The sequence below is a fragment of the Enterobacter cloacae complex sp. HYC074_NIDB genome (assembly GCF_056673345.1).
The window spans coordinates 1385948-1406993 of the sequence record NZ_CP114214.1 but is presented as its reverse complement, the minus strand read 5'-3'; the positions used below and the strand labels follow the sequence as shown (position 1 = coordinate 1406993).

17 protein-coding genes and 7 tRNA genes are annotated in these 21046 nt (G+C 54.8%); 22 read left to right on the top strand and 2 right to left on the bottom strand.

Translation table 11 applies throughout. The features are described from left to right. Window positions 1-17: 17 nt before the first annotated feature. From nagA to O1724_RS06885, 11 genes are all read left to right on the top strand, one after another. Entirely contained in the window at window positions 18-1166 is a 1149-nt protein-coding gene (nagA, locus tag O1724_RS06935; RefSeq protein WP_126296964.1) for an N-acetylglucosamine-6-phosphate deacetylase, read from the top strand. A gap of 8 nt (window positions 1167-1174) precedes the next feature. Further along, window positions 1175-2395 (top strand): DNA-binding transcriptional regulator NagC, encoded by a 1221-nt coding sequence (nagC, locus tag O1724_RS06930; RefSeq protein ID WP_126296965.1) that lies wholly within the window; start codon window positions 1175-1177, stop codon window positions 2393-2395. A gap of 45 nt (window positions 2396-2440) precedes the next feature. After that, a complete protein-coding gene (gene nagD, locus O1724_RS06925) occupies window positions 2441-3193 on the top strand; it encodes a ribonucleotide monophosphatase NagD (protein WP_003858667.1) in 753 nt (250 codons plus the stop codon). A gap of 250 nt (window positions 3194-3443) precedes the next feature. After that, complete coding sequence (gene asnB / locus O1724_RS06920; RefSeq protein ID WP_003858669.1) at window positions 3444-5108, top strand: asparagine synthase B; 1665 nt, start codon at window positions 3444-3446, stop codon at window positions 5106-5108. Window positions 5109-5333: 225 nt separating this feature from the next. Beyond that, window positions 5334-5410 (top strand) — tRNA-Met (locus O1724_RS06915). A gap of 8 nt (window positions 5411-5418) precedes the next feature. Beyond that, a tRNA-Leu gene (locus O1724_RS06910) sits at window positions 5419-5503 on the top strand. 23 nt (window positions 5504-5526) lie between these two features. Then, window positions 5527-5601: transfer RNA gene (locus O1724_RS06905), tRNA-Gln, on the top strand. 32 nt (window positions 5602-5633) lie between these two features. Then, window positions 5634-5708, top strand: a tRNA-Gln gene (locus O1724_RS06900). A 17-nt stretch (window positions 5709-5725) separates the two neighbouring features. Continuing rightward, window positions 5726-5802, top strand: a tRNA-Met gene (locus tag O1724_RS06895). A 41-nt stretch (window positions 5803-5843) separates the two neighbouring features. Next, window positions 5844-5918, top strand: a tRNA-Gln gene (locus O1724_RS06890). A 34-nt stretch (window positions 5919-5952) separates the two neighbouring features. Further along, window positions 5953-6027, top strand: a tRNA-Gln gene (locus tag O1724_RS06885). 108 nt (window positions 6028-6135) lie between these two features. Here O1724_RS06885 and ubiF read toward each other — a convergent pair. Next, window positions 6136-7311, bottom strand: coding sequence for a 3-demethoxyubiquinol 3-hydroxylase (gene ubiF / locus O1724_RS06880; protein ID WP_045345763.1), 1176 nt, complete (start codon window positions 7309-7311; stop codon window positions 6136-6138). A 135-nt stretch (window positions 7312-7446) separates the two neighbouring features. Here ubiF and miaB point away from each other — a divergent pair, with 135 nt between their 5' ends. The 10 genes from miaB (at window position 7447) to rihA (ending at window position 17698) form a co-directional block, all read left to right on the top strand. Next, entirely contained in the window at window positions 7447-8871 is a 1425-nt protein-coding gene (miaB, locus tag O1724_RS06875; protein WP_003858672.1) for a tRNA (N6-isopentenyl adenosine(37)-C2)-methylthiotransferase MiaB, read from the top strand. A 163-nt stretch (window positions 8872-9034) separates the two neighbouring features. Continuing rightward, complete coding sequence (locus O1724_RS06870; protein WP_003858674.1) at window positions 9035-10081, top strand: PhoH family protein; 1047 nt, start codon at window positions 9035-9037, stop codon at window positions 10079-10081. After that, window positions 10078-10545, top strand: a complete 468-nt coding sequence (gene ybeY / locus O1724_RS06865; protein ID WP_003858677.1) for an rRNA maturation RNase YbeY — start codon at window positions 10078-10080, stop codon at window positions 10543-10545. Before O1724_RS06870 ends, ybeY begins: the two co-directional genes overlap by 4 nt. A gap of 84 nt (window positions 10546-10629) precedes the next feature. After that, the gene (gene corC / locus O1724_RS06860) at window positions 10630-11508 is read left to right on the top strand and encodes a CNNM family magnesium/cobalt transport protein CorC (RefSeq protein ID WP_003858679.1); all 879 of its coding nucleotides are present in this window, start codon (window positions 10630-10632) and stop codon (window positions 11506-11508) included. Window positions 11509-11513: 5 nt separating this feature from the next. Then, window positions 11514-13052, top strand: a complete 1539-nt coding sequence (gene lnt, locus O1724_RS06855) for an apolipoprotein N-acyltransferase (RefSeq protein WP_126296966.1) — start codon at window positions 11514-11516, stop codon at window positions 13050-13052. A 383-nt stretch (window positions 13053-13435) separates the two neighbouring features. Further along, window positions 13436-14341 (top strand): amino acid ABC transporter substrate-binding protein, encoded by a 906-nt coding sequence (locus O1724_RS06850; protein WP_003858681.1) that lies wholly within the window; start codon window positions 13436-13438, stop codon window positions 14339-14341. A gap of 155 nt (window positions 14342-14496) precedes the next feature. Further along, window positions 14497-15237: a glutamate/aspartate ABC transporter permease GltJ gene (gltJ, locus tag O1724_RS06845; RefSeq protein ID WP_015571133.1), complete on the top strand. Its 741-nt coding sequence runs from the start codon at window positions 14497-14499 to the stop codon at window positions 15235-15237. Continuing rightward, a complete protein-coding gene (gltK, locus tag O1724_RS06840) occupies window positions 15238-15912 on the top strand; it encodes a glutamate/aspartate ABC transporter permease GltK (RefSeq protein ID WP_003858686.1) in 675 nt (224 codons plus the stop codon). Then, window positions 15912-16637, top strand: a complete 726-nt coding sequence (locus O1724_RS06835; protein ID WP_006809622.1) for an amino acid ABC transporter ATP-binding protein — start codon at window positions 15912-15914, stop codon at window positions 16635-16637. Before gltK ends, O1724_RS06835 begins: the two co-directional genes overlap by 1 nt. Before the next feature lie 119 nt (window positions 16638-16756). Next, window positions 16757-17698, top strand: coding sequence for a pyrimidine-specific ribonucleoside hydrolase RihA (rihA, locus tag O1724_RS06830; RefSeq protein ID WP_126296967.1), 942 nt, complete (start codon window positions 16757-16759; stop codon window positions 17696-17698). A gap of 56 nt (window positions 17699-17754) precedes the next feature. Here rihA and O1724_RS06825 read toward each other — a convergent pair whose 3' ends face one another. Beyond that, window positions 17755-18237 (bottom strand): zinc ribbon-containing protein, encoded by a 483-nt coding sequence (locus tag O1724_RS06825; RefSeq protein WP_003858689.1) that lies wholly within the window; start codon window positions 18235-18237, stop codon window positions 17755-17757. 214 nt (window positions 18238-18451) lie between these two features. Here O1724_RS06825 and leuS point away from each other — a divergent pair, with 214 nt between their 5' ends. After that, entirely contained in the window at window positions 18452-21034 is a 2583-nt protein-coding gene (gene leuS, locus O1724_RS06820; RefSeq protein WP_022650605.1) for a leucine--tRNA ligase, read from the top strand. Window positions 21035-21046 lie beyond the last annotated feature (12 nt).

Genomic DNA, 21046 nt, shown 5'->3' with positions numbered 1-21046 from the left:
TTTAACCGGGGGTCGATATGTACGCTTTAACCCACGGTCGGATTTATACCGGCCATGAAATTCTGGATGACCATGCGATTGTAATCGCCAATGGCCTGATTGAACGTGTTTGCCCGCTGGCGGAACTGCCGCCGGAGATCGAACAGCGTTCACTCAATGGAGCTGTAATCTCCCCCGGTTTCATCGACGTACAGCTTAACGGCTGCGGCGGTGTCCAGTTTAACGATACCGCAGAAGCGGTGACGGTTGAAACGCTGGAAATTATGCAGAAAGCCAACGAGAAATCGGGCTGCACCAGCTATCTGCCAACGCTGATCACCAGCAGCGATGACCTGATGAAACAGGGTATCCGCGTCATGCGCGAATACCTGGCAAAACATCCGAATCAGGCGCTGGGCCTGCACCTGGAAGGGCCCTGGCTGAATATGGTCAAGAAAGGCACCCATAACCCAAACTACGTGCGCAAACCGGATGCCGAGCTGGTGGATTACATGTGCGCCAATGCCGATGTGATCACCAAAGTGACGCTGGCCCCGGAAATGACCGGCACGGACGTTATCAGCAAACTGGCCGCCGCCGGGATTGTGGTATCTGCGGGCCATTCGAACGCGACGCTGAAAGAGGCGAAGGCCGGTTTCCGCGCAGGCATTACATTTGCCACACACCTTTATAACGCGATGCCCTATATTACTGGCCGCGAACCGGGACTGGTTGGCGCAATTCTGGATGAACCAGACGTCTACTGCGGCATTATCGCCGACGGCTTGCATGTCGATTACACCAACATCCGCAACGCCAAACGCCTGAAAGGCGACAAGCTCTGCCTGGTGACGGATGCTACCGCTCCGGCAGGAGCGAATATTGACCAGTTCATTTTTGCTGGTAAAACAATATACTACCGGAATGGACTGTGTGTGGATGAGAACGGCACGCTGAGCGGTTCTTCTCTGACGATGATCGAAGGGGTACGTAACCTCGTTGAACATTGCGGCATCGCACTTGAGGAAGTGCTGCGCATGGCCACGCTTTATCCGGCGCGCGCCATTGGCGTCGATAAACAGCTCGGTGGTATTGCGCCAAGTATGGTTGCAAACCTGACGGCGTTCACACACGATTATAAAATTATTAAGACCATCGTTAATGGTAACGAGGTCGTCACTGAGTAAGTAAAAGTATGACACCAGGCGGACAAGCTCAAATCGGTAATGTCGATCTCGTTAAACAACTTAACAGCGCGGCAGTTTATCGCCTGATTGACCAGCACGGGCCAATCTCACGCATTCAGATAGCCGAACAAAGCCAGCTTGCTCCCGCCAGCGTGACAAAAATTACACGTCAGCTTATTGAGCGCGGCCTGATCAAAGAAGTCGATCAGCAGGCCTCCACCGGGGGCCGCCGCGCGATTTCCATCGTCACGGAAACCCGCAATTTTCAGGCCATTGGCGTTCGCTTAGGACGTCATGACACCACGCTTACGCTCTACGACCTGAGCAGCAAGGCCATTGCCGAAGAGCATTACCCCCTTCCTGAGCGCACGCAGGAGACGCTTGAACATGCGTTACTGAATACCATTGCGCAGTTTATCGAAAGCTGTCAGCGCAAGATCCGTGAACTCATCGCCATCTCGGTGATTTTGCCCGGCCTGGTTGACCCGGAAAGCGGCGTTATTCGCTACATGCCGCATATTAAGGTAGAGAACTGGGGGCTGGTTGAGGCGCTGGAAAAGCGCTTCAAGCTGACCTGCTTTGTTGGTCACGATATTCGCTCGCTGGCGCTGGCGGAGCACTACTTTGGAGCGAGCCAGGACTGCGAAGACTCTATTCTGGTGCGCGTTCACCGTGGTACAGGTGCGGGCATCATCTCGAATGGCCGCATTTTTATTGGTCGTAACGGTAACGTAGGCGAGATTGGTCATATCCAGGTGGAACCGCTTGGCGAGCGCTGCCACTGCGGTAATTTTGGCTGTCTTGAAACCGTTACCGCCAACGCCGCCATTGAACATCGCGTTCGCCATCTGCTGGAGCAGGGTTACCAGAGCCGCGTCACGCTGGACGATTGTAAGATCGGCACCATCTGCAAAGCGGCAAACAAAGGCGATGCGCTGGCCTGCGAAGTGATCGAACAGGTAGGACGCCACCTGGGTAAGACCATCGCCATTGCCATCAACCTGTTTAATCCGCAAAAGGTGGTGATTGCCGGCGAGATCGTTGAAGCCGAAAAAGTGTTACTGCCCGCCATTGAAGGCTGCATCAATACCCAGGCGCTGAAGGCATTTCGCCAGAATTTGCCGGTGGTGCGATCTACGCTCGATCACCGCTCGGCAATTGGCGCATTCGCCCTGGTAAAACGTGCCATGCTGAACGGGATCCTGCTGCAACATTTGCTGGAATCCTGATCGGATCTTATAGTAACGCCTTCTTTTTTTGATGTCGGATTGTCCATGACCATTAAGAATGTAATTTGTGATATCGACGGCGTGCTGATGCACGACAACGTTGCCGTGCCGGGTGCTGCGGAGTTTCTTCACCGCATCATCGATAAAGGAATGCCACTGGTTCTTCTCACGAACTACCCTTCACAGACTGGTCAGGATCTGGCAAACCGCTTTGCTACTGCGGGCGTCAACGTCCCGGACAGCGTGTTCTATACCTCTGCGATGGCGACCGCGGATTTCCTGAAGCGTCAGGAAGGCAAAAAAGCCTATGTGGTTGGTGAAGGTGCGCTGATCCACGAGCTGTATAAAGCGGGCTTCACCATCACCGACGTGAACCCGGACTTTGTCATCGTGGGCGAAACGCGCTCCTTTAACTGGGAGATGATGCATAAGGCAGCCTACTTTGTCGCCAACGGTGCGCGTTTTATCGCCACCAACCCGGACACGCACGGTCGCGGTTTTTATCCCGCCTGCGGTGCGCTGTGTGCCGGTATCGAAAAAATCTCGGGCCGTAAGCCGTTTGTTGTCGGTAAACCGAGCCCGTGGATTATCCGCGCCGCACTGAATACGATGCAGGCACACTCAGAAGAAACCGTCATTGTGGGCGACAACCTGCGTACCGATATTCTTGCTGGCTTCCAGGCGGGGCTTGAAACCATCCTGGTGCTTTCTGGCGTTTCACAGCTTGATGACATTGATACGATGCCGTTCCGGCCAAGCTGGATTTACCCCTCTGTCGACGAAATCGACGTTATTTGATTCAGAACCACGCCTCAGGGCGTGGTTTTTCATTTCTGCTGTCTTAAAACATCACTTCATCTAACGAAATCAGCTCTTCATTGAGAAATCATCAATAGAATCGCTTAAGGCATACACTTTTTTTAAGATTCGGCAATTGCCATTGCACTTTTTACGTTTTCATCGGTAAAACGCTTGCGCCCCCTCCCCTTTTTGCGGCATTTTCATAAGCAAGCAACATCACAACGCAACAGGGTTAACGGAGAAGGTTATGTGTTCTATTTTTGGCGTACTGGATATTAAAACTGACGCGGGCGAACTGCGTAAAAAAGCACTCGAATTGTCCCGCCTGATGCGCCATCGCGGTCCGGACTGGTCAGGCGTTTACGCCAGCGATAAAGCGATTCTGGCTCACGAACGTCTCTCCATTGTTGATGTCAACGCTGGCGCACAGCCGCTGTATAACGAGAAAAAAACGCACGCGCTGGCTGTTAACGGTGAAATTTACAACCATCAGGCGCTGCGCGCTGAGTACGGCGATCGCTACGCGTTTCAGACCGGCTCAGACTGCGAAGTGATCCTGGCGCTGTATCAGGAGAAAGGCCCGGAGTTCCTCGACGACCTGCAAGGTATGTTCGCCTTCGCCCTGTACGACAGCGAAAAAGACGCTTACCTGATTGGCCGCGACCATATTGGTATTATCCCGCTGTACATGGGACACGATGAACACGGTAACTTCTACGTTGCCTCAGAGATGAAAGCCCTGGTACCGGTATGCCGCACCATCAAAGAGTTCCCGGCAGGTAGCTACCTGTGGAGCCAGGACGGCGAGATCCGCCCGTACTACCAGCGCGACTGGTTTGATTATGAAGCGGTGAAAGACAACGTGACGGACAAAGCGGAACTGCGTCAGGCGCTGGAAGAGTCAGTGAAAAGCCACCTGATGTCAGATGTCCCCTACGGTGTACTGCTCTCCGGCGGTCTGGACTCCTCCGTGATCTCCGCGATCACCAAGAAATTCGCCGCACGTCGCGTGGAAGATCAGGAGCGCTCTGAAGCCTGGTGGCCACAACTGCACTCCTTTGCCGTGGGTCTGGAAGGGGCACCTGACCTGAAAGCCGCCCAGGAAGTGGCGAACCATCTTGGCACGGTGCACCATGAAATTCACTTCACCGTACAGGAAGGTCTGGATGCGATCCGCGATGTGATCTATCACATTGAAACCTATGATGTGACCACCATTCGCGCCTCCACGCCGATGTATTTGATGTCGCGGAAGATCAAAGCGATGGGCATCAAGATGGTGCTCTCCGGCGAGGGTTCTGACGAAGTGTTTGGCGGTTACCTCTATTTCCACAAAGCACCGAACGCCAAAGAGCTGCATGAAGAAACGGTGCGTAAGCTACAGGCGCTGCACATGTTTGACTGCGCGCGCGCCAACAAAGCGATGTCAGCCTGGGGTGTAGAAGCCCGCGTGCCGTTCCTCGATAAGAAATTCCTCGATGTGGCGATGCGCATCAACCCACAGGACAAAATGTGCGGCAACGGCAAAATGGAGAAACATATCCTGCGTGAATGTTTTGAATCCTACCTGCCGGCGAGCGTGGCGTGGCGTCAGAAAGAGCAGTTCTCCGATGGCGTAGGCTACAGCTGGATCGACACCCTGAAAGAGGTGGCGGCGAAACAGGTTTCTGATCAACAACTGGAAACTGCGAGCTTCCGTTTCCCGTACAACACGCCAGCCTCGAAAGAGGCGTATTTGTACCGTGAGATCTTTGAGGAGCTGTTCCCGGTTCCAAGCGCAGCCGAGTGCGTACCGGGTGGTCCTTCGGTCGCCTGCTCTTCTGCTAAAGCCATTGAATGGGATGAATCCTTCAAAGCGATGAACGATCCGTCAGGACGCGCGGTGGGCGTTCACCAGTCTGCTTATAAATAATGTCCAGACTATAATCAGGCCCTCCGGGGCCTGATTTTTTTGCCTCTCTTTTCCCGGCATAAAATCGATTAATAACCAATAATTGTCGAATATTCGGCCTCGCTGTTCGCAACCTAACCAAACAGTCACATTCCGGCTATTTTCATTGAAAAAGGTGTTGACGCTGCAAGGGTCTATACGCATAATGCGCCCCGCAACGCCGATAAGGTAACGCGAAAAAAAGATGGCTACGTAGCTCAGTTGGTTAGAGCACATCACTCATAATGATGGGGTCACAGGTTCGAATCCCGTCGTAGCCACCATCTTTTTTGCGGGAGTGGCGAAATTGGTAGACGCACCAGATTTAGGTTCTGGCGCCGCAAGGTGTGCGAGTTCAAGTCTCGCCTCCCGCACCATTCCCAGGTAAGCGTTGCACGGATGGGGTATCGCCAAGCGGTAAGGCACCGGTTTTTGATACCGGCATTCCCTGGTTCGAATCCAGGTACCCCAGCCATATTTCTTCGATCATGCGGTTCTCCGCGGTATTGGGGTATCGCCAAGCGGTAAGGCACCGGTTTTTGATACCGGCATTCCCTGGTTCGAATCCAGGTACCCCAGCCATCGAAGATTGCAGTACTGGCTACGTAGCTCAGTTGGTTAGAGCACATCACTCATAATGATGGGGTCACAGGTTCGAATCCCGTCGTAGCCACCATATTTACGTTATCGAATACGATTCGGTAAACTGAACATTGTTGGGGTATCGCCAAGCGGTAAGGCACCGGATTCTGATTCCGGCATTCCGAGGTTCGAATCCTCGTACCCCAGCCACTTTAAAGTCGTTAAGCAGTTTGTTTAACGCAATTGGGGTGTCGCCAAGCGGTAAGGCTCTGGTTTCTGATACCAGCATTCCGGGGTTCGAATCCCTGCACCCCAGCCACTTTAAACAAACAAGCCCGCTCTGCGGGCTTTTTTGTTTTTGTTGTTCAGAATAGTGCGGCCTGATGCCTTCACCCTAACCCTCTCCCACGGGGAGAGGGAATAAAGATCAGAGTCCGAGGGCGTACTTCAGGGCCTGACGCTTCAGACCACCGGCACGTTCCGCTGCCATCAATCCAATATTGCGCACTATACGCACCGGACCAACATCATTGCTGAACCCGGCATAGAACAGATCCATCCCCGACTGCATAATGAAGTTATCCGCCATACGGCGCGTCTGGTAGCGCTTCAGAACCTGATGGCTGGCCCAGGCTTCCGCGTGGGCGCGAGCGTTACCCAGCACATCCAGTAACGCATCGACGTCACGGTATCCCAGATTCACCCCCTGCCCCGCCAGCGGATGAATGGTGTGCGCCGCGTCCCCCACAAGCACCAGTCCTTCACGGGCATACTGCAACGCATGGCGTCGCATCAGCGGGAATGCGCCGGCGGCAACCGGGGTCACGTTGCCCAGACGGCTCGGGAAGTGCTGGCGGATTTCGCGCTGCAACTGATCCATGGACAGCCCCTGCAACTGTCGAATGCGCGCCGGTTTGTCGTACCACACCAGCGAAGCCCAGTTATCAAACAGCGGTAAGAATGCATGCGGGCCGTTCGGCGTAAAATGCTGCCAGGTGCTTTCGCCCGGCGCGTTTTCTGACTGAACGGTGATCAGCATGCAGGACTGCTGGTACTGCCAGGCATGGATCCCAATGCCTGCCATCTGCCTGACCTGCGAGTTCGCGCCATCCGCTCCCACCACCAGCTTTACGGCCAGCTCATCGTCGTTGTCCAGCGTCAGGAGATACCCGCCCTCATGACGATGCAGGTCTTTCAGCGAGTCCGGCACGCGCAGCGTCACCTTCGGGTGCGCCTCCAGCGCCTGCCAGAGTGCCTGCTGGAGCACGTTGTTTTCCACCATATAGCCCAGGCGCGGCAGTTTCAGCTCGGCGGCATCAAACGACACATGAGCATTTTCCCACTCCCAGGTTTCGAGACGGCTGTAAGGATGCGCGCGCATCGCCAGCACCGCCTCCCAGACGCCCAGCCCGCGAAGCAGATCAACAGAGGCCGCGCTGATGGCGGAAATACGTACGTCCGGTTGGCTGGCAGGATCGAATGCCGGCGGAGCCGCCTGTTCAATAACGGTTACGTCAAATCCCTGCTGCGCCAGCCCCAGCGCCAGTGCGCCGCCGACCATACCGCCGCCAACAACGGCAACTTCGGTGTTCAGGAGTGTCATGGTCACTATTCCTTATTGAAGAATACCTTAAGTTTACCGGATTTTTGCGGCCCTGAGGTTGACAACCTTCATACTGGTCACAACCGCACCAAAGCATTACAATACGCGGCTTGCAATCCTGAGCTGAGCAAGTCGATGACTAAAAAACTCCATATAAAAACCTGGGGCTGTCAGATGAACGAATACGATTCATCGAAGATGGCCGATCTGCTGGATACCACCCACGGATACCAGCTGACTGAAAATGCGAAAGAAGCCGATGTGCTGCTGCTGAACACCTGTTCAATTCGTGAAAAAGCACAGGAAAAAGTCTTTCATGTGTTAGGCCGCTGGAAGCTTCTCAAACGGAAAAATCCGGACCTGATCATTGGCGTGGGTGGCTGCGTCGCATCGCAGGAAGGTAAGCTGATCCGCCAGAGAGCCCCCTATGTGGATATCGTTTTTGGCCCTCAAACCCTGCACCGCCTGCCAGAGATGATTAACCAGGTTCGCGGCAGCCGTAGCCCGGTGGTTGACGTGAGCTTCCCGGAGATCGAGAAATTTGACCGTCTGCCAGAGCCGCGCGCTGATGGCCCGACCGCCTTCGTCTCCATCATGGAAGGCTGCAACAAATACTGTACTTACTGCGTGGTGCCTTATACCCGCGGTGAAGAAGTGAGCCGCCCGGCAGACGATATCCTGTTTGAAATCGCGCAGCTTGCCGCGCAGGGCGTTCGCGAAGTGAACCTGCTGGGGCAGAACGTGAACGCCTGGCGCGGGGAAAACTACGACGGTACCACCGGCAGCTTTGCTGAACTGCTGCGTCTGGTGGCGGCGATTGACGGCATCGACCGCATTCGCTTTACCACCAGCCATCCGATGGAATTTACCGACGACATTATTGACGTCTATCGCGATACGCCAGAGCTGGTGAGCTTCCTGCACCTGCCGATCCAGTGCGGCTCTGACCGCGTGCTGAACCTGATGGGTCGTCCACATACGGTGCTGGAGTATAAGTCCACCATCCGCAAGCTGCGTGAAGCGCGCCCGGATATCCAGATTAGCTCCGACTTTATCGTCGGCTTCCCTGGCGAAACCGCTGATGACTTCGAGCGCACCATGAAGCTCATCGGCGAGGTGAATTTCGACGTCAGCTACAGCTTTATCTTCTCTGCGCGCCCGGGCACCCCTGCGGCCGATATGGTTGATGATGTACCGGAAGAAGAGAAAAAGCAGCGTCTGTATATTTTACAGGAGCGTATCAACCAGCAGGCCAACGCCTGGAGTCGTCGCATGCTCGGCACTGTCCAGCGTATTCTGGTGGAAGGCACCTCCCGTAAGAGCATCATGGAACTGTCTGGTCGAACCGAAAATAACCGCGTGGTGAATTTTGAAGGCACCCCGGACATGATCGGTAAGTTTGTGGACGTCGAGATTGTCGAAGTGCTCACGAACTCGCTGCGCGGGAAGGTGGTACGCACTGAGGACGAAATGGGTCTGCGAATTGCACAGACTCCGGAATCCGTTATCTCTCGCACCCGCAAGGTCAACGACTCTGGCGTAGGTATTTACCAGCCGTGATCCTCCTGGCCTGCCTGTCCGGCAGGCCTTGTATTTCCTCTCATCACCCCCAATATCTACCGCAACGCTTGCGCCTTTATTCTATGGCGTGAATAATTTCGGTAATGACCGTTTTATTACGCCGTGTGGCCACAGGTCAGTTAACCAATTAAAGAGGAACAGTTTGAACATAGATACGCGTGAAATTAGCCTTGAGCCCGCAGACAACGCTCGCCTGCTGAGCCTGTGCGGGCCGTTTGATGACAACATCAAACAACTGGAGCGACGTCTGGGTATCGAAATCAATCGTCGCGATAACCATTTCAAACTCACCGGACGCCCAATCTGCGTCAACGCCGCGGCAGATATTCTCCGCAGCCTGTATGTTGATACCGCCCCGATGCGCGGAGAGATCCAGGATATTGAACCTGAACAGATCCACCTTGCCATCAAAGAGGCGCGCGTGCTTGAGCAGAGCGCGGAGAGCGTGCCGGACTATGGCAAAGCCATCAACATCAAAACTAAACGCGGCGTGATTAAGCCTCGTACCCCGAACCAGGCGCAGTACATCGCCAATATTCTCGACCATGACATCACCTTCGGCGTGGGCCCGGCGGGTACGGGTAAAACCTATCTGGCCGTTGCTGCTGCGGTCGATGCGCTTGAGCGTCAGGAGATCCGCCGTATCCTGCTGACCCGCCCTGCTGTTGAAGCCGGTGAAAAACTGGGCTTCCTGCCGGGCGATCTGAGCCAGAAGGTCGACCCGTATCTGCGCCCGCTGTATGACGCGCTGTTCGAAATGCTCGGCTTCGAGAAAGTTGAAAAGCTCATCGAGCGTAACGTGATTGAAGTGGCCCCGCTGGCCTACATGCGTGGCCGTACGCTTAACGACGCGTTCATCATTCTGGATGAGAGCCAGAACACCACTATCGAACAGATGAAGATGTTCCTGACGCGTATTGGCTTTAACTCGAAAGCGGTTATCACCGGTGACGTCACCCAGATTGACCTGCCGCGTAACACCAAATCGGGTCTGCGTCACGCCATCGAAGTCCTGGCCGAGGTAGAGGAAATCAGCTTCAACTTCTTCCACAGTGAAGACGTGGTACGCCATCCGGTGGTCGCGCGTATCGTTAACGCTTATGAGGCCTGGGAAGAGGCAGATCAGAAGCGCAGGGCCGAACTGGCCGCGGAACGTAAGCGCGAAGCGCAGGAGCATGAACAGAAATGAGTCAGGTGATCCTCGATTTACAGCTGGCCTGTGAAGATAATTCCGGCATGCCAGAAGAGGCACAGTTTCAGAAATGGCTGGATGCCGTTATCCCCCAGTTTCAGGAAGAATCTGAGGTCACGATTCGCCTGGTGGATGAAGCAGAAAGCCATGAGCTCAACCTGACCTACCGCGGGAAAGATAAGCCGACCAACGTGCTCTCTTTCCCGTTCGAAGCCCCTCCGGGCATTGAGATGCCGCTGCTGGGCGATCTGATCATCTGCCGTCAGGTGGTTGAGCAGGAAGCCAAAGAGCAGCAAAAGCCGCTGGAAGCGCACTGGGCACACATGGTGGTGCACGGTAGCCTGCATCTTCTGGGTTACGACCATATTGAAGATGACGAAGCGGAAGAGATGGAATCCCTCGAGACAGAGATAATGCTTGCTCTGGGCTATGAGGATCCGTACATTGCCGAGAAAGAATAGTCAGTCACTGACTACCATGCCGCCGCGCAGGGACATAGCGCGGCGGTTAACGTTGAACTAACAAGAGAACCCTTAACAAACGCCATGAGCGACGACAATTCACACAGTAGCGACACGACAACCACTAAAAAGGGATTTTTCTCCCTCATTCTGAACCAGCTTTTCCACGGCGAACCGAAAAACCGTGATGAACTGCTGGAGCTGATTCGTGATTCCGGGCAGAACGACCTTATCGACGAAGATACGCGCGAAATGCTCGAAGGGGTGATGGACATCGCCGACCAGCGCGTCCGCGACATCATGATCCCCCGCTCGCAGATGATTACCCTGAAACGCAACCAGACGCTGGACGAGTGCCTCGATGTGATTATCGAATCGGCTCACTCACGTTTCCCGGTCATCAGCGAAGATAAAGATCACATTGAAGGGATTTTGATGGCGAAAGATCTGCTGCCGTTTATGCGCAGCGATGCCGAAGCCTTCAGTATGGAAAAGGTGTTACGCCCGGCCGTGGTTGTGCCGGAAAGTAAGCGTGTGGATCGGATGCTGAAGGAGTTTCGCTCCCAGCGCTATCACATGGCGATTGTTATTGATGAATTTGGTGGCGTTTCCGGTCTGGTCACAATCGAAGACATCCTTGAGCTGATCGTGGGCGAAATCGAAGACGAGTATGACGAAGAAGAGGATATTGACTTCCGTCAGCTGAGCCGCCACACCTGGACCGTGCGCGCGCTGGCCTCCATTGAAGACTTCAACGATACCTTTGGCACCAGTTTCAGCGATGAAGAAGTGGACACCATTGGTGGTCTGGTGATGCAGGCCTTCGGCCATCTTCCGGCCCGCGGTGAAACCGTTGACATCGATGGTTACCAGTTCAAGGTCGCAATGGCTGACAGCCGACGTATTATTCAGGTTCACGTCAGAATGCCGGACGACTCACCGGTGCCAAAACTGGAAGATTAATGTAAATGGCATTTGCCCCACTCTTTGAACGCCAGCGCGTCCGTTTGCTGCTGGCGCTGTTACTCGGAGCCAGCGGTACGCTGGCTTTTTCTCCTTACGATATCTGGCCAGCCGCTATTCTCTCCCTGATGGGGATACAGGGGCTTACCCTGAACCGTCGTCCGGTACAGGCCGCGGCCATCGGCTACTTCTGGGGGCTGGGACTGTTTGGCTCTGGTATCAACTGGGTCTACGTCAGTATCGCGCAATTTGGCGGAATGCCGGGGCCGGTTAACGTCTTCCTGGTTGTGCTGCTCGCCGCCTATCTTTCGCTCTACACTGGCCTGTTCGCGGGCATCCTGTCTCGCCTGTGGCCAAAAACGACCTGGCTGCGCGTGGCGATAGCGGCACCCGTTGTCTGGCAAATCACCGAATTTCTGCGCGGCTGGGTACTGACCGGCTTCCCGTGGTTGCAGTTCGGCTATAGCCAGGTAGACGGCCCGCTGAAAGGCCTGGCCCCGGTCATGGGCGTGGAAGCCATCAACTTCCTGTTGATGATCGTCAGCGGCCTGCTGGTGCTGGCCCTGGTGACACGTAACTGGAAGCCGCTGGTTGCCGCGTTAATCCTGTTTGCTCTGCCCTTCCCGCTGCGTTATATCCAGTGGTTTACGCTGGAGCCCGCGCGCGCCACGCAGGTTTCTCTGGTCCAGGGCGATATCCCGCAGTCCCTGAAATGGGATGAGAATCAGCTGCTGAACACGCTGAAAATCTACGCCAACGCCACTGAAAAGGTGATGGGCAAATCGCAGCTCATCATCTGGCCTGAGTCTGCGATCCCGGACCTGGAGATCAATCAGCAGCCCTTCCTGAAGATGATGGACGATCTGCTGCGCGCACGCGGCAGTACGCTGATTACCGGAATTGTGGATGCGCGTCTCAATCAGCAGAACCGCTATGACACGTACAACACGATCATTACGCTCGGTAAGGACAGCGAATACAGCTATACCTCCACCAATCGTTACAACAAAAACCACCTTGTACCGTTTGGCGAATTTGTTCCGCTGGAGTCTATTCTGCGCCCACTGGCACCGTTCTTTGATTTGCCGATGTCCTCATTCAGCCGGGGCCCTTACGTTCAGCCGCAGCTGCATGCGCACGGTTTTGCCCTGACGGCCGCCATTTGCTACGAGATTATCCTCGGCGAGCAGGTGCGCGATAATTTCCGCCCGGACACCGACTATCTGCTGACCATCTCAAACGATGCGTGGTTCGGTAAATCGATTGGCCCGTGGCAGCACTTCCAGATGGCGAGAATGCGTTCTCTGGAGCTGGCGCGTCCGTTGCTGCGCAGCACCAATAACGGCATTACTGCCGTGATTGGTCCGCAGGGTGAAATCCAGGCCATGATCCCGCAATTTACCCGTGAGGTGCTGACTACTAACGTCACGCCAACTACCGGGCTCACCCCTTACGCGCGCACCGGGAACTGGCCGCTGTGGATTTTGACCGTGCTGTTCGGCTTTGGCGCAGTGCTGATGAGCCTGCGTCAGCGTCGTAAATAACCTTACCTTCTGTTGCCGGGTGGCGGCTACGCCTTACCCGGCCTGCTCTCCGGCGCCGCCGCCACCCGACAATTTCCTCCCAAACTTCAATTCTGGCACGCCTGTTGCTTTGTTTAATTACATCAACGCTGTCTGGCTTAACGTGCAACCTTGTCGCACCAGCGTAGATCATCGGTAGCACCGAAACGGTGCAACGAGGGATTATTGCCTCTGAATGGTGCGGCGCGCTTCGCAAAAATAAACAATAACGCAGCAAAATCTTTACATTAAGCCAGACTAAATGTTAACAAGCTTGCATAACACTGCACTCGCATTGCGCGAGATATAACAACATCACAATGGGTATCTATGCGTCACTGGCGCTGATAAGAAAGGAGTTGGGTATGCAATTACGTAAACTGGCCACAGCAATGCTGGTTATGGGAATGTCTGCGGGGGTTGTCCACGCTGAAGACGCTCCGGCAGCAGGAAGCACTCTCGACAAGATTGCCAAAAACGGCGTGATCGTGGTCGGCCACCGTGAATCTTCTGTCCCGTTCTCTTACTACGACAACACGCAAAAAGTCGTGGGCTATTCACAGGATTACTCCAACGCCATCGTTGAAGCCGTGAAGAAAAAGCTGAACAAACCTGACCTGCAAGTGAAGCTGATCCCCATCACTTCACAGAACCGTATTCCTCTGCTGCAAAACGGCACATTTGATTTTGAATGTGGCTCAACCACCAACAACCTTGAGCGTCAGAAACAGGCCGCTTTCTCGGACACCATCTTCGTTGTGGGCACCCGCCTGCTGACGAAGAAAGGCGGCGACATCAAAGATTTTGCTGACCTGAAAGGCAAAGCGGTTGTTGTGACCTCCGGTACCACGTCCGAAGTGCTGCTGCACAAGCTGAACGACGAAAAGAAAATGGACATGCGCATCATCAGCGCGAAAGACCATGGCGACTCCTTCCGTACCCTGGAAAGCGGCCGTGCCGTCGCGTTTATGATGGATGACGCTCTGCTGGCAGGCGAGCGCGCCAAGGCGAAGAAACCAGACAACTGGGAAATCGTCGGTACCGCCCAGTCGAAAGAAGCCTACGGCTGTATGCTGCGTAAAGGTGACGAGGACTTCAAGAAACTGATCGATGACACCATCGCTCAGGCGCAAACCTCCGGCGAAGCGGCAAAATGGTTCGACAAATGGTTCAAGAACCCAATTCCACCAAAAAACCTGAACATGAACTTTGAACTGTCTGACGACATGAAAGCGCTGTTCAAATCACCAAACGACAAAGCTCTTAACTAATTAGAACGACAGGGGCGGGATCTCCTGCCCTCTCGATTGTCGGGAAGCATGGACAGACTATACGTTGAGTGGTCGTTCCCCACTCAGCGCAAAAATTGAGCTTCTCACCAATCTTCGAGGGTAGCGCTGCTACCCTTTTTTTTCTGGAGTTTACTATGTCAATTGACTGGAACTGGGGCATCTTTCTGCAACAAGCCCCGTTCGGCAACACCACCTATCTCGGCTGGCTGTGGAGCGGCTTTCAGGTTACCGTTGCATTATCGATAACGGCGTGGATTATCGCGTTTCTTGTCGGTTCGCTGTTCGGTATTCTGCGTACCGTCCCTAACCGTTTTCTCTCTTCGATTGGCACGCTCTATGTGGAACTGTTCCGTAACGTTCCGCTGATCGTGCAGTTCTTTACCTGGTATCTGGTGATCCCGGAACTGCTGCCGGAAGATCTCGGCATGTGGTTTAAGGCCGAGCTGGATCCTAACGTACAATTTTTTGTCTCCTCTATGCTGTGTCTGGGGCTGTTCACCGCTGCGCGCGTCTGCGAGCAGGTACGTGCCGCCATACAGTCACTGCCGCGCGGGCAAAAGAATGCGGCACTGGCGATGGGCCTGACTCTGCCTCAGGCCTACCGTTACGTACTGCTGCCGAACGCTTACCGCGTCATCGTTCCGCCGATGACGTCCGAGATGATGAACCTGGTAAAAAACTCGGCTATCGCCTCAACCATTGGTCTGGTAGATATGGCGGCGCAGGCGGGCAAACTGCTGGATTATTCCGCTCACGCATGGGAATCCTTCACGGCGATCACGCTCGCCTATGTTCTGATTAACGCATTCATCATGCTGGTGATGAACCTGGTTGAACGCAAAGTACGCCTGCCGGGCAATCTGGGGGGCAAATAAATGTACGATTTTGACTGGAGTTCCATTGTTCCCTCCATGCCCTATCTGCTGGATGGACTGGCAATCACCTTAAAGATCACCGTTATCGCCATTATCGTCGGTATTGTCTGGGGCACCCTGCTGGCAGTGATGCGCCTGTCGAGCTTTAAGCCGCTCGCCTGGTTTGCCACGGCTTACGTTAACGTGTTCCGCTCCATTCCACTGGTCATGGTGCTGCTGTGGTTTTATCTGATTGTTCCCGGCTTTTTACAGAACGTACTGGGACTGTCGCCAAAGACCGATATCCGCCTGATCTCTGCCATGGTGGCGTTTTCCATGTTTGAAGCCGCCTACTACTCAGAGATCATCCGCGCCGGTATTCAGAGTATCTCGCGCGGGCAGTCCAGCGCTGCGCTGGCGCTCGGTATGACGCACTGGCAGTCTATGAAGCTCATTATTCTGCCGCAGGCGTTTCGCGCCATGGTTCCGCTGCTGCTGACGCAGGGCATCGTCCTGTTCCAGGATACCTCCCTGGTCTACGTGCTGAGTCTGGCAGACTTCTTCCGTACCGCCTCCACCATTGGCGAACGTGACGGAACGCAGGTTGAGATGATCCTCTTCGCGGGCGGGGTCTATTTTGTGATTAGTTTAAGCGCATCGCTGTTGGTCAGCTGGCTGAAGAAAAGGACGGTATAATGATTTCCCTGAAAAATGTTTCTAAATGGTATGGGCACTTTCAGGTGCTGACCGACTGCTCAACAGAAGTGAAAAAAGGCGATGTGGTGGTGGTATGCGGTCCGTCCGGTTCCGGTAAGTCCACGCTTATCAAAACCGTTAATGGGCTGGAACCTGTCCAGCAGGGCGAGATTGTCGTTAACGGCACCAAAGTGAATGACCGCAAAACCAACCTTGCCCAGCTTCGCTCCCACGTAGGGATGGTGTTCCAGCATTTTGAGCTGTTCCCTCACCTCTCCATCATTGAGAACCTGACGCTGGCGCAGGTGAAAGTGCTGAAGCGCGACAAAAAAGCGGCGCGCGAAAAGGGGCTGAAGTTGCTGGAACGCGTCGGGCTGTCTGCACATGCGGATAAGTTCCCGGCGCAGCTTTCGGGCGGCCAACAGCAGCGTGTGGCAATCGCGCGTGCGCTGTGCATGGATCCGGTGGCTATGCTGTTTGATGAGCCGACGTCCGCGCTCGATCCTGAGATGATCAACGAAGTGCTGGACGTCATGGTGGAGCTGGCGCACGAAGGGATGACCATGATGGTGGTGACGCACGAAATGGGCTTCGCCCGTAAAGTGGCCAACCGCGTGATCTTCATGGACGAAGGGAAAATTGTTGAAGACTCACCAAAAGAAGAGTTCTTCGCAAATCCTAAATCTGAACGTGCAAAAGACTTCCTCGCCAAAATCCTGCATTAATCTTTTTAGTGCGCAATCTGCGGATTGCGCACTGCTTCACGATTTAGATCTCTTTTTCTATTCGGCTTCACATCACAGCGTTAACCTTGTCACAAATAATGCTGAGAATGGAGAACGCTATGGCACAGCCAATTATTCTCGACTGCGATCCGGGTCATGATGACGCGATCGCACTCGTCCTTGCTCTTGCTTCCCCTGAACTGGACGTAAAAGCTATCACCTCCTCCGCCGGAAACCAGACGCCGGATAAAACCTTGCGAAACGTGTTGCGCATGTTGACGCTGCTGAAACGCACCGATATTCCTGTCGCAGGTGGCGCCGTTAAGCCGCTGATGCGCGAGCTGATCATTGCGGATAACGTTCACGGTGAAAGTGGGCTGGATGGTCCGGCGCTGCCGGAGCCGGATTTCGCACCGCAAAACTGCACTGCCGTCGAGCTCATGGCGAAGGTGCTGCGTGAGAGCGCAGAGCCCGTGACGCTGGTGGCTACCGGCCCGCAGACCAACGTAGCGCTGCTGCTGAACAGCCATCCTGAACTGCACAGCAACATCGCCCGTATCGTCATCATGGGCGGGGCAATGGGGCTGGGGAACTGGACGCCAGCAGCAGAGTTCAACATCTTCGTTGACCCGGAAGCCGCGGAAATCGTCTTCCAGTCGGGCCTGCCGATTGTGATGGCGGGGCTGGACGTTACCCACCGCGTACAAATTATGGCGCAGGACATTGAACGATTCCGTTCTGTGGGCAACCCGGTTGCAACGACCGTGGCAGAGCTGCTCGACTTCTTTATGGAGTATCACAAAGCCGAGAAGTGGGGCTTCCACGGCGCCCCGCTGCATGACCCATGCACCATCGCCTGGCTGCTGAAGCCGGAAATGTTTACCACGGTCGAGCGTTGGGTTGGTGTGGAAACACAGGGGAAATATACCCAGGGAATGACGGTGGTGGACTATTACTCGCTAACGGGAAACAAGCCGAATACCACGGTGATGGTGGATATCGATCGGGAAGCGTTTGTGGATTTGCTGGCGGAGCGGCTGGCTTATTATTCTGCGGCCTGATGCCCTCACCCCGACCCTCTCCCACAGGGAGAGGGTGCAAACAGTTTTGCTTTTACCTACGGCTCAAACGGCCGACGCTGGAACTGGTCGTGCCCGCACTTCGGACACAGCGACAACACCTCCGGCGTATAAACGGCAATATGGTGGTGGCACTTCTCACACACCAGGTTCCCCAGCCCCACTACTTCGCCGCTGTGATAGACACCGTGGTGGTTTAAATCCTGGAACACCTCGCGCCACTCCAGTTGAGTTTTATCGGTAATATCCGCCAGCTCCTGCCACAGGCTCTCTTTAATGACCCGCATAAAAACACTGTCGGCGATCTCGTCCTGGCTCTCTTCATAGCTTCGCGCGAACTCCTCCAGGTCGCGGCGCACGGCGCGCGTTACCTCTTCCACTTCGGTTCGCGTTAACTCACCCGTTTGCGTCACGCGTGCGCGTGCCTGTTCGACCAGCGCGTCGATATCACGCTCGCCGTTACGCAGCCGTTCCGTCAGAGTCGCTACCAGTTCACGGTAAAATTGAGCAACCTTGTTCATCATTTTGCCTCCCGGGTAAGTAACTGTCTCTAATAATAGACCTTATTTCGTCGCCGCTTTGTCAGGTGAAGCACAGACCCGGTAAATTCCTGCAAAGTGCATTTGCGTGAAAGGCTGTTTTGACGCGGGCGTTTGGGCTATGCTATGCGGATCTGAATTACCACATCCATTGGCTACATTTGTAGCTGTATTGAACACAGGACCACTGGCTGCCATGCAAGAGCAATACCGCCCGGAAGAGATAGAATCAAAAGTCCAGCAACACTGGGACGAGAAGCGCACCTTTGAAGTAACCGAAGACGAGAGCAAAGAGAAGTATTACTGCCTGTCGATGCTTCCCTATCCTTCTGGTCGACTACACATGGGCCACGTGCGTAACTACACCATCGGTGACGTGATTGCACGCTACCAGCGCATGCTGGGCAAAAACGTTCTTCAGCCTATCGGCTGGGATGCGTTCGGCCTGCCTGCTGAAGGCGCGGCGGTGAAAAACAACACGGCACCGGCTCCGTGGACGTACGACAACATCGCGTACATGAAAAACCAGCTGAAAATGCTGGGCTTCGGCTATGACTGGAGCCGTGAGCTGGCAACCTGTACCCCGGAATACTACCGCTGGGAGCAGAAATTCTTCACCGAGCTGTATAAAAAAGGCCTGGTGTACAAGAAGACCTCTGCCGTTAACTGGTGCCCAAATGACCAGACCGTTCTCGCGAACGAACAGGTTATCGATGGCTGCTGCTGGCGCTGCGACACCAAAGTAGAGCGTAAAGAGATCCCGCAGTGGTTTATCAAAATCACCGCCTACGCTGACGAACTGCTGAACGATCTGGACAATCTGGACCACTGGCCAGATACCGTTAAGACCATGCAGCGCAACTGGATCGGTCGTTCCGAAGGTGTGGAAATTACCTTCAACGTTGAGAACTACGATCAGACCCTGACCGTCTACACCACCCGCCCGGACACCTTCATGGGCGCGACCTACCTGGCCGTGGCCGCAGGTCACCCGCTGGCGCAGAAAGCGGCAGAAAACAATCCAGAACTGGCGACCTTCATCGACGAATGCCGCAATACTAAAGTGGCCGAAGCCGACATGGCGACGATGGAGAAAAAAGGCGTTGATACCGGCTTTAAAGCTATTCACCCGCTGACAGGCGAAGCGATCCCTGTCTGGGCCGCCAACTTCGTACTGATGGAATACGGCACAGGCGCCGTGATGGCCGTGCCGGGTCACGACCAGCGCGACTACGAATTTGCCACCAAATACGGCCTGACCATCAAGCCTGTTATTCTTGCTGCTGACGGCTCTGAACCCGATCTCTCTGAGCAAGCGCTGACTGAAAAAGGCACCCTGTTTAACTCCGGTGAGTTCAGCGGCCTGAGCTTCGAAGAGGGCTTCAACGCCATCGCCGACAAGCTGGCCTCCCTGGGCGTGGGCGAGCGTAAAGTGAACTACCGTCTGCGCGACTGGGGCGTTTCCCGTCAGCGTTACTGGGGTGCGCCAATCCCAATGGTGACGCTGGAAGATGGTACCGTGATGCCAACGCCGGAAGATCAGCTGCCGGTGATCCTGCCGGAAGACGTGGTCATGGACGGCATCACCAGCCCGATCAAAGCCGATCCTGAGTGGGCGAAAACCACCGTCAACGGTCAGCCAGCGCTGCGTGAAACCGACACCTTTGACACCTTTATGGAATCCTCCTGGTACTATGCGCGCTACACCTGCCCGCAGTACAAAGAAGGCATGCTGGATTCTGATGCAGCAAACTACTGGCTGCCGGTAGACATTTACATCGGTGGCATTGAACACGCCATCATGCACCTGCTCTACTTCCGCTTCTTCCACAAACTGATGCGTGACGCAGGCCTGGTCAACTCCGACGAGCCGGCAAAACAGCTGCTGTGTCAGGGTATGGTGCTGGCAGATGCGTTCTACTACGTTGGCGCGAACGGCGAGCGTAACTGGGTTTCTCCGGTTGATGCGATTGTCGAGCGCGACGAGAAAGGCCGTATCGTGAAGGCGAAAGACGCTGAAGGTCATGAACTGGTTTATACCGGCATGAGCAAGATGTCCAAGTCTAAAAATAACGGCATCGACCCGCAGGTGATGGTTGAGCGTTATGGTGCGGATACCGTGCGTCTGTTCATGATGTTCGCTTCCCCGGCAGATATGACCCTTGAGTGGCAGGAATCCGGCGTTGAAGGGGCCAACCGCTTCCTGAAGCGCGTCTGGAAACTGGTTTACGAGCACACCTCTCAGGGCGATGCGCCAGCGCTGAACGTAGCTGCACTGACTGAAGATCAACAGGCGCTGCGTCGTGATGTTCATAAAACTATTGCGAAAGTCACCGATGATATTGGTCGTCGTCAGACCTTCAATACCGCAATTGCGGCTATTATGGAACTGATGAACAAGCTGGCGAAAGCCCCGCAGGATGGCGAGCAGGATCGCGCGTTAATGCGTGAAGCGCTGCTGGCGGTCGTTCGCATGCTGAACCCGTTCACGCCGCACGTTAGCTTTACCCTGTGGCAGGAACTGAAAGGCGAAGGCGATATCGACAATGCGCCGTGGCCAGTGGCGGATGAATCCGCTATGGTGGAAAACACCACGCTGGTGGTGGTGCAGGTTAACGGTAAAGTGCGCGGTAAAATTACCGTCGCGGTCGACGCAACCGAAGAACAGGTTCGCGAGCGCGCAGGCCAGGAGCATCTGGTCGCTAAATACCTTGAGGGCGTTACCGTACGTAAAGTGATCTACGTACCTGGTAAACTGCTGAATCTGGTCGTTGGCTAAGCGCGGGAGGAA

Excerpts from the sequence above, each read along its gene's own strand:
- ubiF (WP_045345763.1), bottom strand. The coding sequence starts at position 7,311 with ATGACACTCCTGAACACCGAAGTTGCCGTTGTTGGCGGCGGTATGGTC.
- rihA (WP_126296967.1), top strand. The coding sequence starts at position 16,757 with ATGGCACAGCCAATTATTCTCGACTGCGATCCGGGTCATGATGACGCG.
- gltK (WP_003858686.1), top strand. The coding sequence starts at position 15,238 with ATGTACGATTTTGACTGGAGTTCCATTGTTCCCTCCATGCCCTATCTG.
- nagA (WP_126296964.1), top strand. The coding sequence starts at position 18 with ATGTACGCTTTAACCCACGGTCGGATTTATACCGGCCATGAAATTCTG.
- lnt (WP_126296966.1), top strand. The coding sequence starts at position 11,514 with ATGGCATTTGCCCCACTCTTTGAACGCCAGCGCGTCCGTTTGCTGCTG.
- ybeY (WP_003858677.1), top strand. The coding sequence starts at position 10,078 with ATGAGTCAGGTGATCCTCGATTTACAGCTGGCCTGTGAAGATAATTCC.
- corC (WP_003858679.1), top strand. The coding sequence starts at position 10,630 with ATGAGCGACGACAATTCACACAGTAGCGACACGACAACCACTAAAAAG.
- O1724_RS06835 (WP_006809622.1), top strand. The coding sequence starts at position 15,912 with ATGATTTCCCTGAAAAATGTTTCTAAATGGTATGGGCACTTTCAGGTG.
- leuS (WP_022650605.1), top strand. The coding sequence starts at position 18,452 with ATGCAAGAGCAATACCGCCCGGAAGAGATAGAATCAAAAGTCCAGCAA.
- gltJ (WP_015571133.1), top strand. The coding sequence starts at position 14,497 with ATGTCAATTGACTGGAACTGGGGCATCTTTCTGCAACAAGCCCCGTTC.
- nagD (WP_003858667.1), top strand. The coding sequence starts at position 2,441 with ATGACCATTAAGAATGTAATTTGTGATATCGACGGCGTGCTGATGCAC.
- miaB (WP_003858672.1), top strand. The coding sequence starts at position 7,447 with ATGACTAAAAAACTCCATATAAAAACCTGGGGCTGTCAGATGAACGAA.
- asnB (WP_003858669.1), top strand. The coding sequence starts at position 3,444 with ATGTGTTCTATTTTTGGCGTACTGGATATTAAAACTGACGCGGGCGAA.
- O1724_RS06825 (WP_003858689.1), bottom strand. The coding sequence starts at position 18,237 with ATGAACAAGGTTGCTCAATTTTACCGTGAACTGGTAGCGACTCTGACG.
- nagC (WP_126296965.1), top strand. The coding sequence starts at position 1,175 with ATGACACCAGGCGGACAAGCTCAAATCGGTAATGTCGATCTCGTTAAA.
- O1724_RS06850 (WP_003858681.1), top strand. The coding sequence starts at position 13,436 with ATGCAATTACGTAAACTGGCCACAGCAATGCTGGTTATGGGAATGTCT.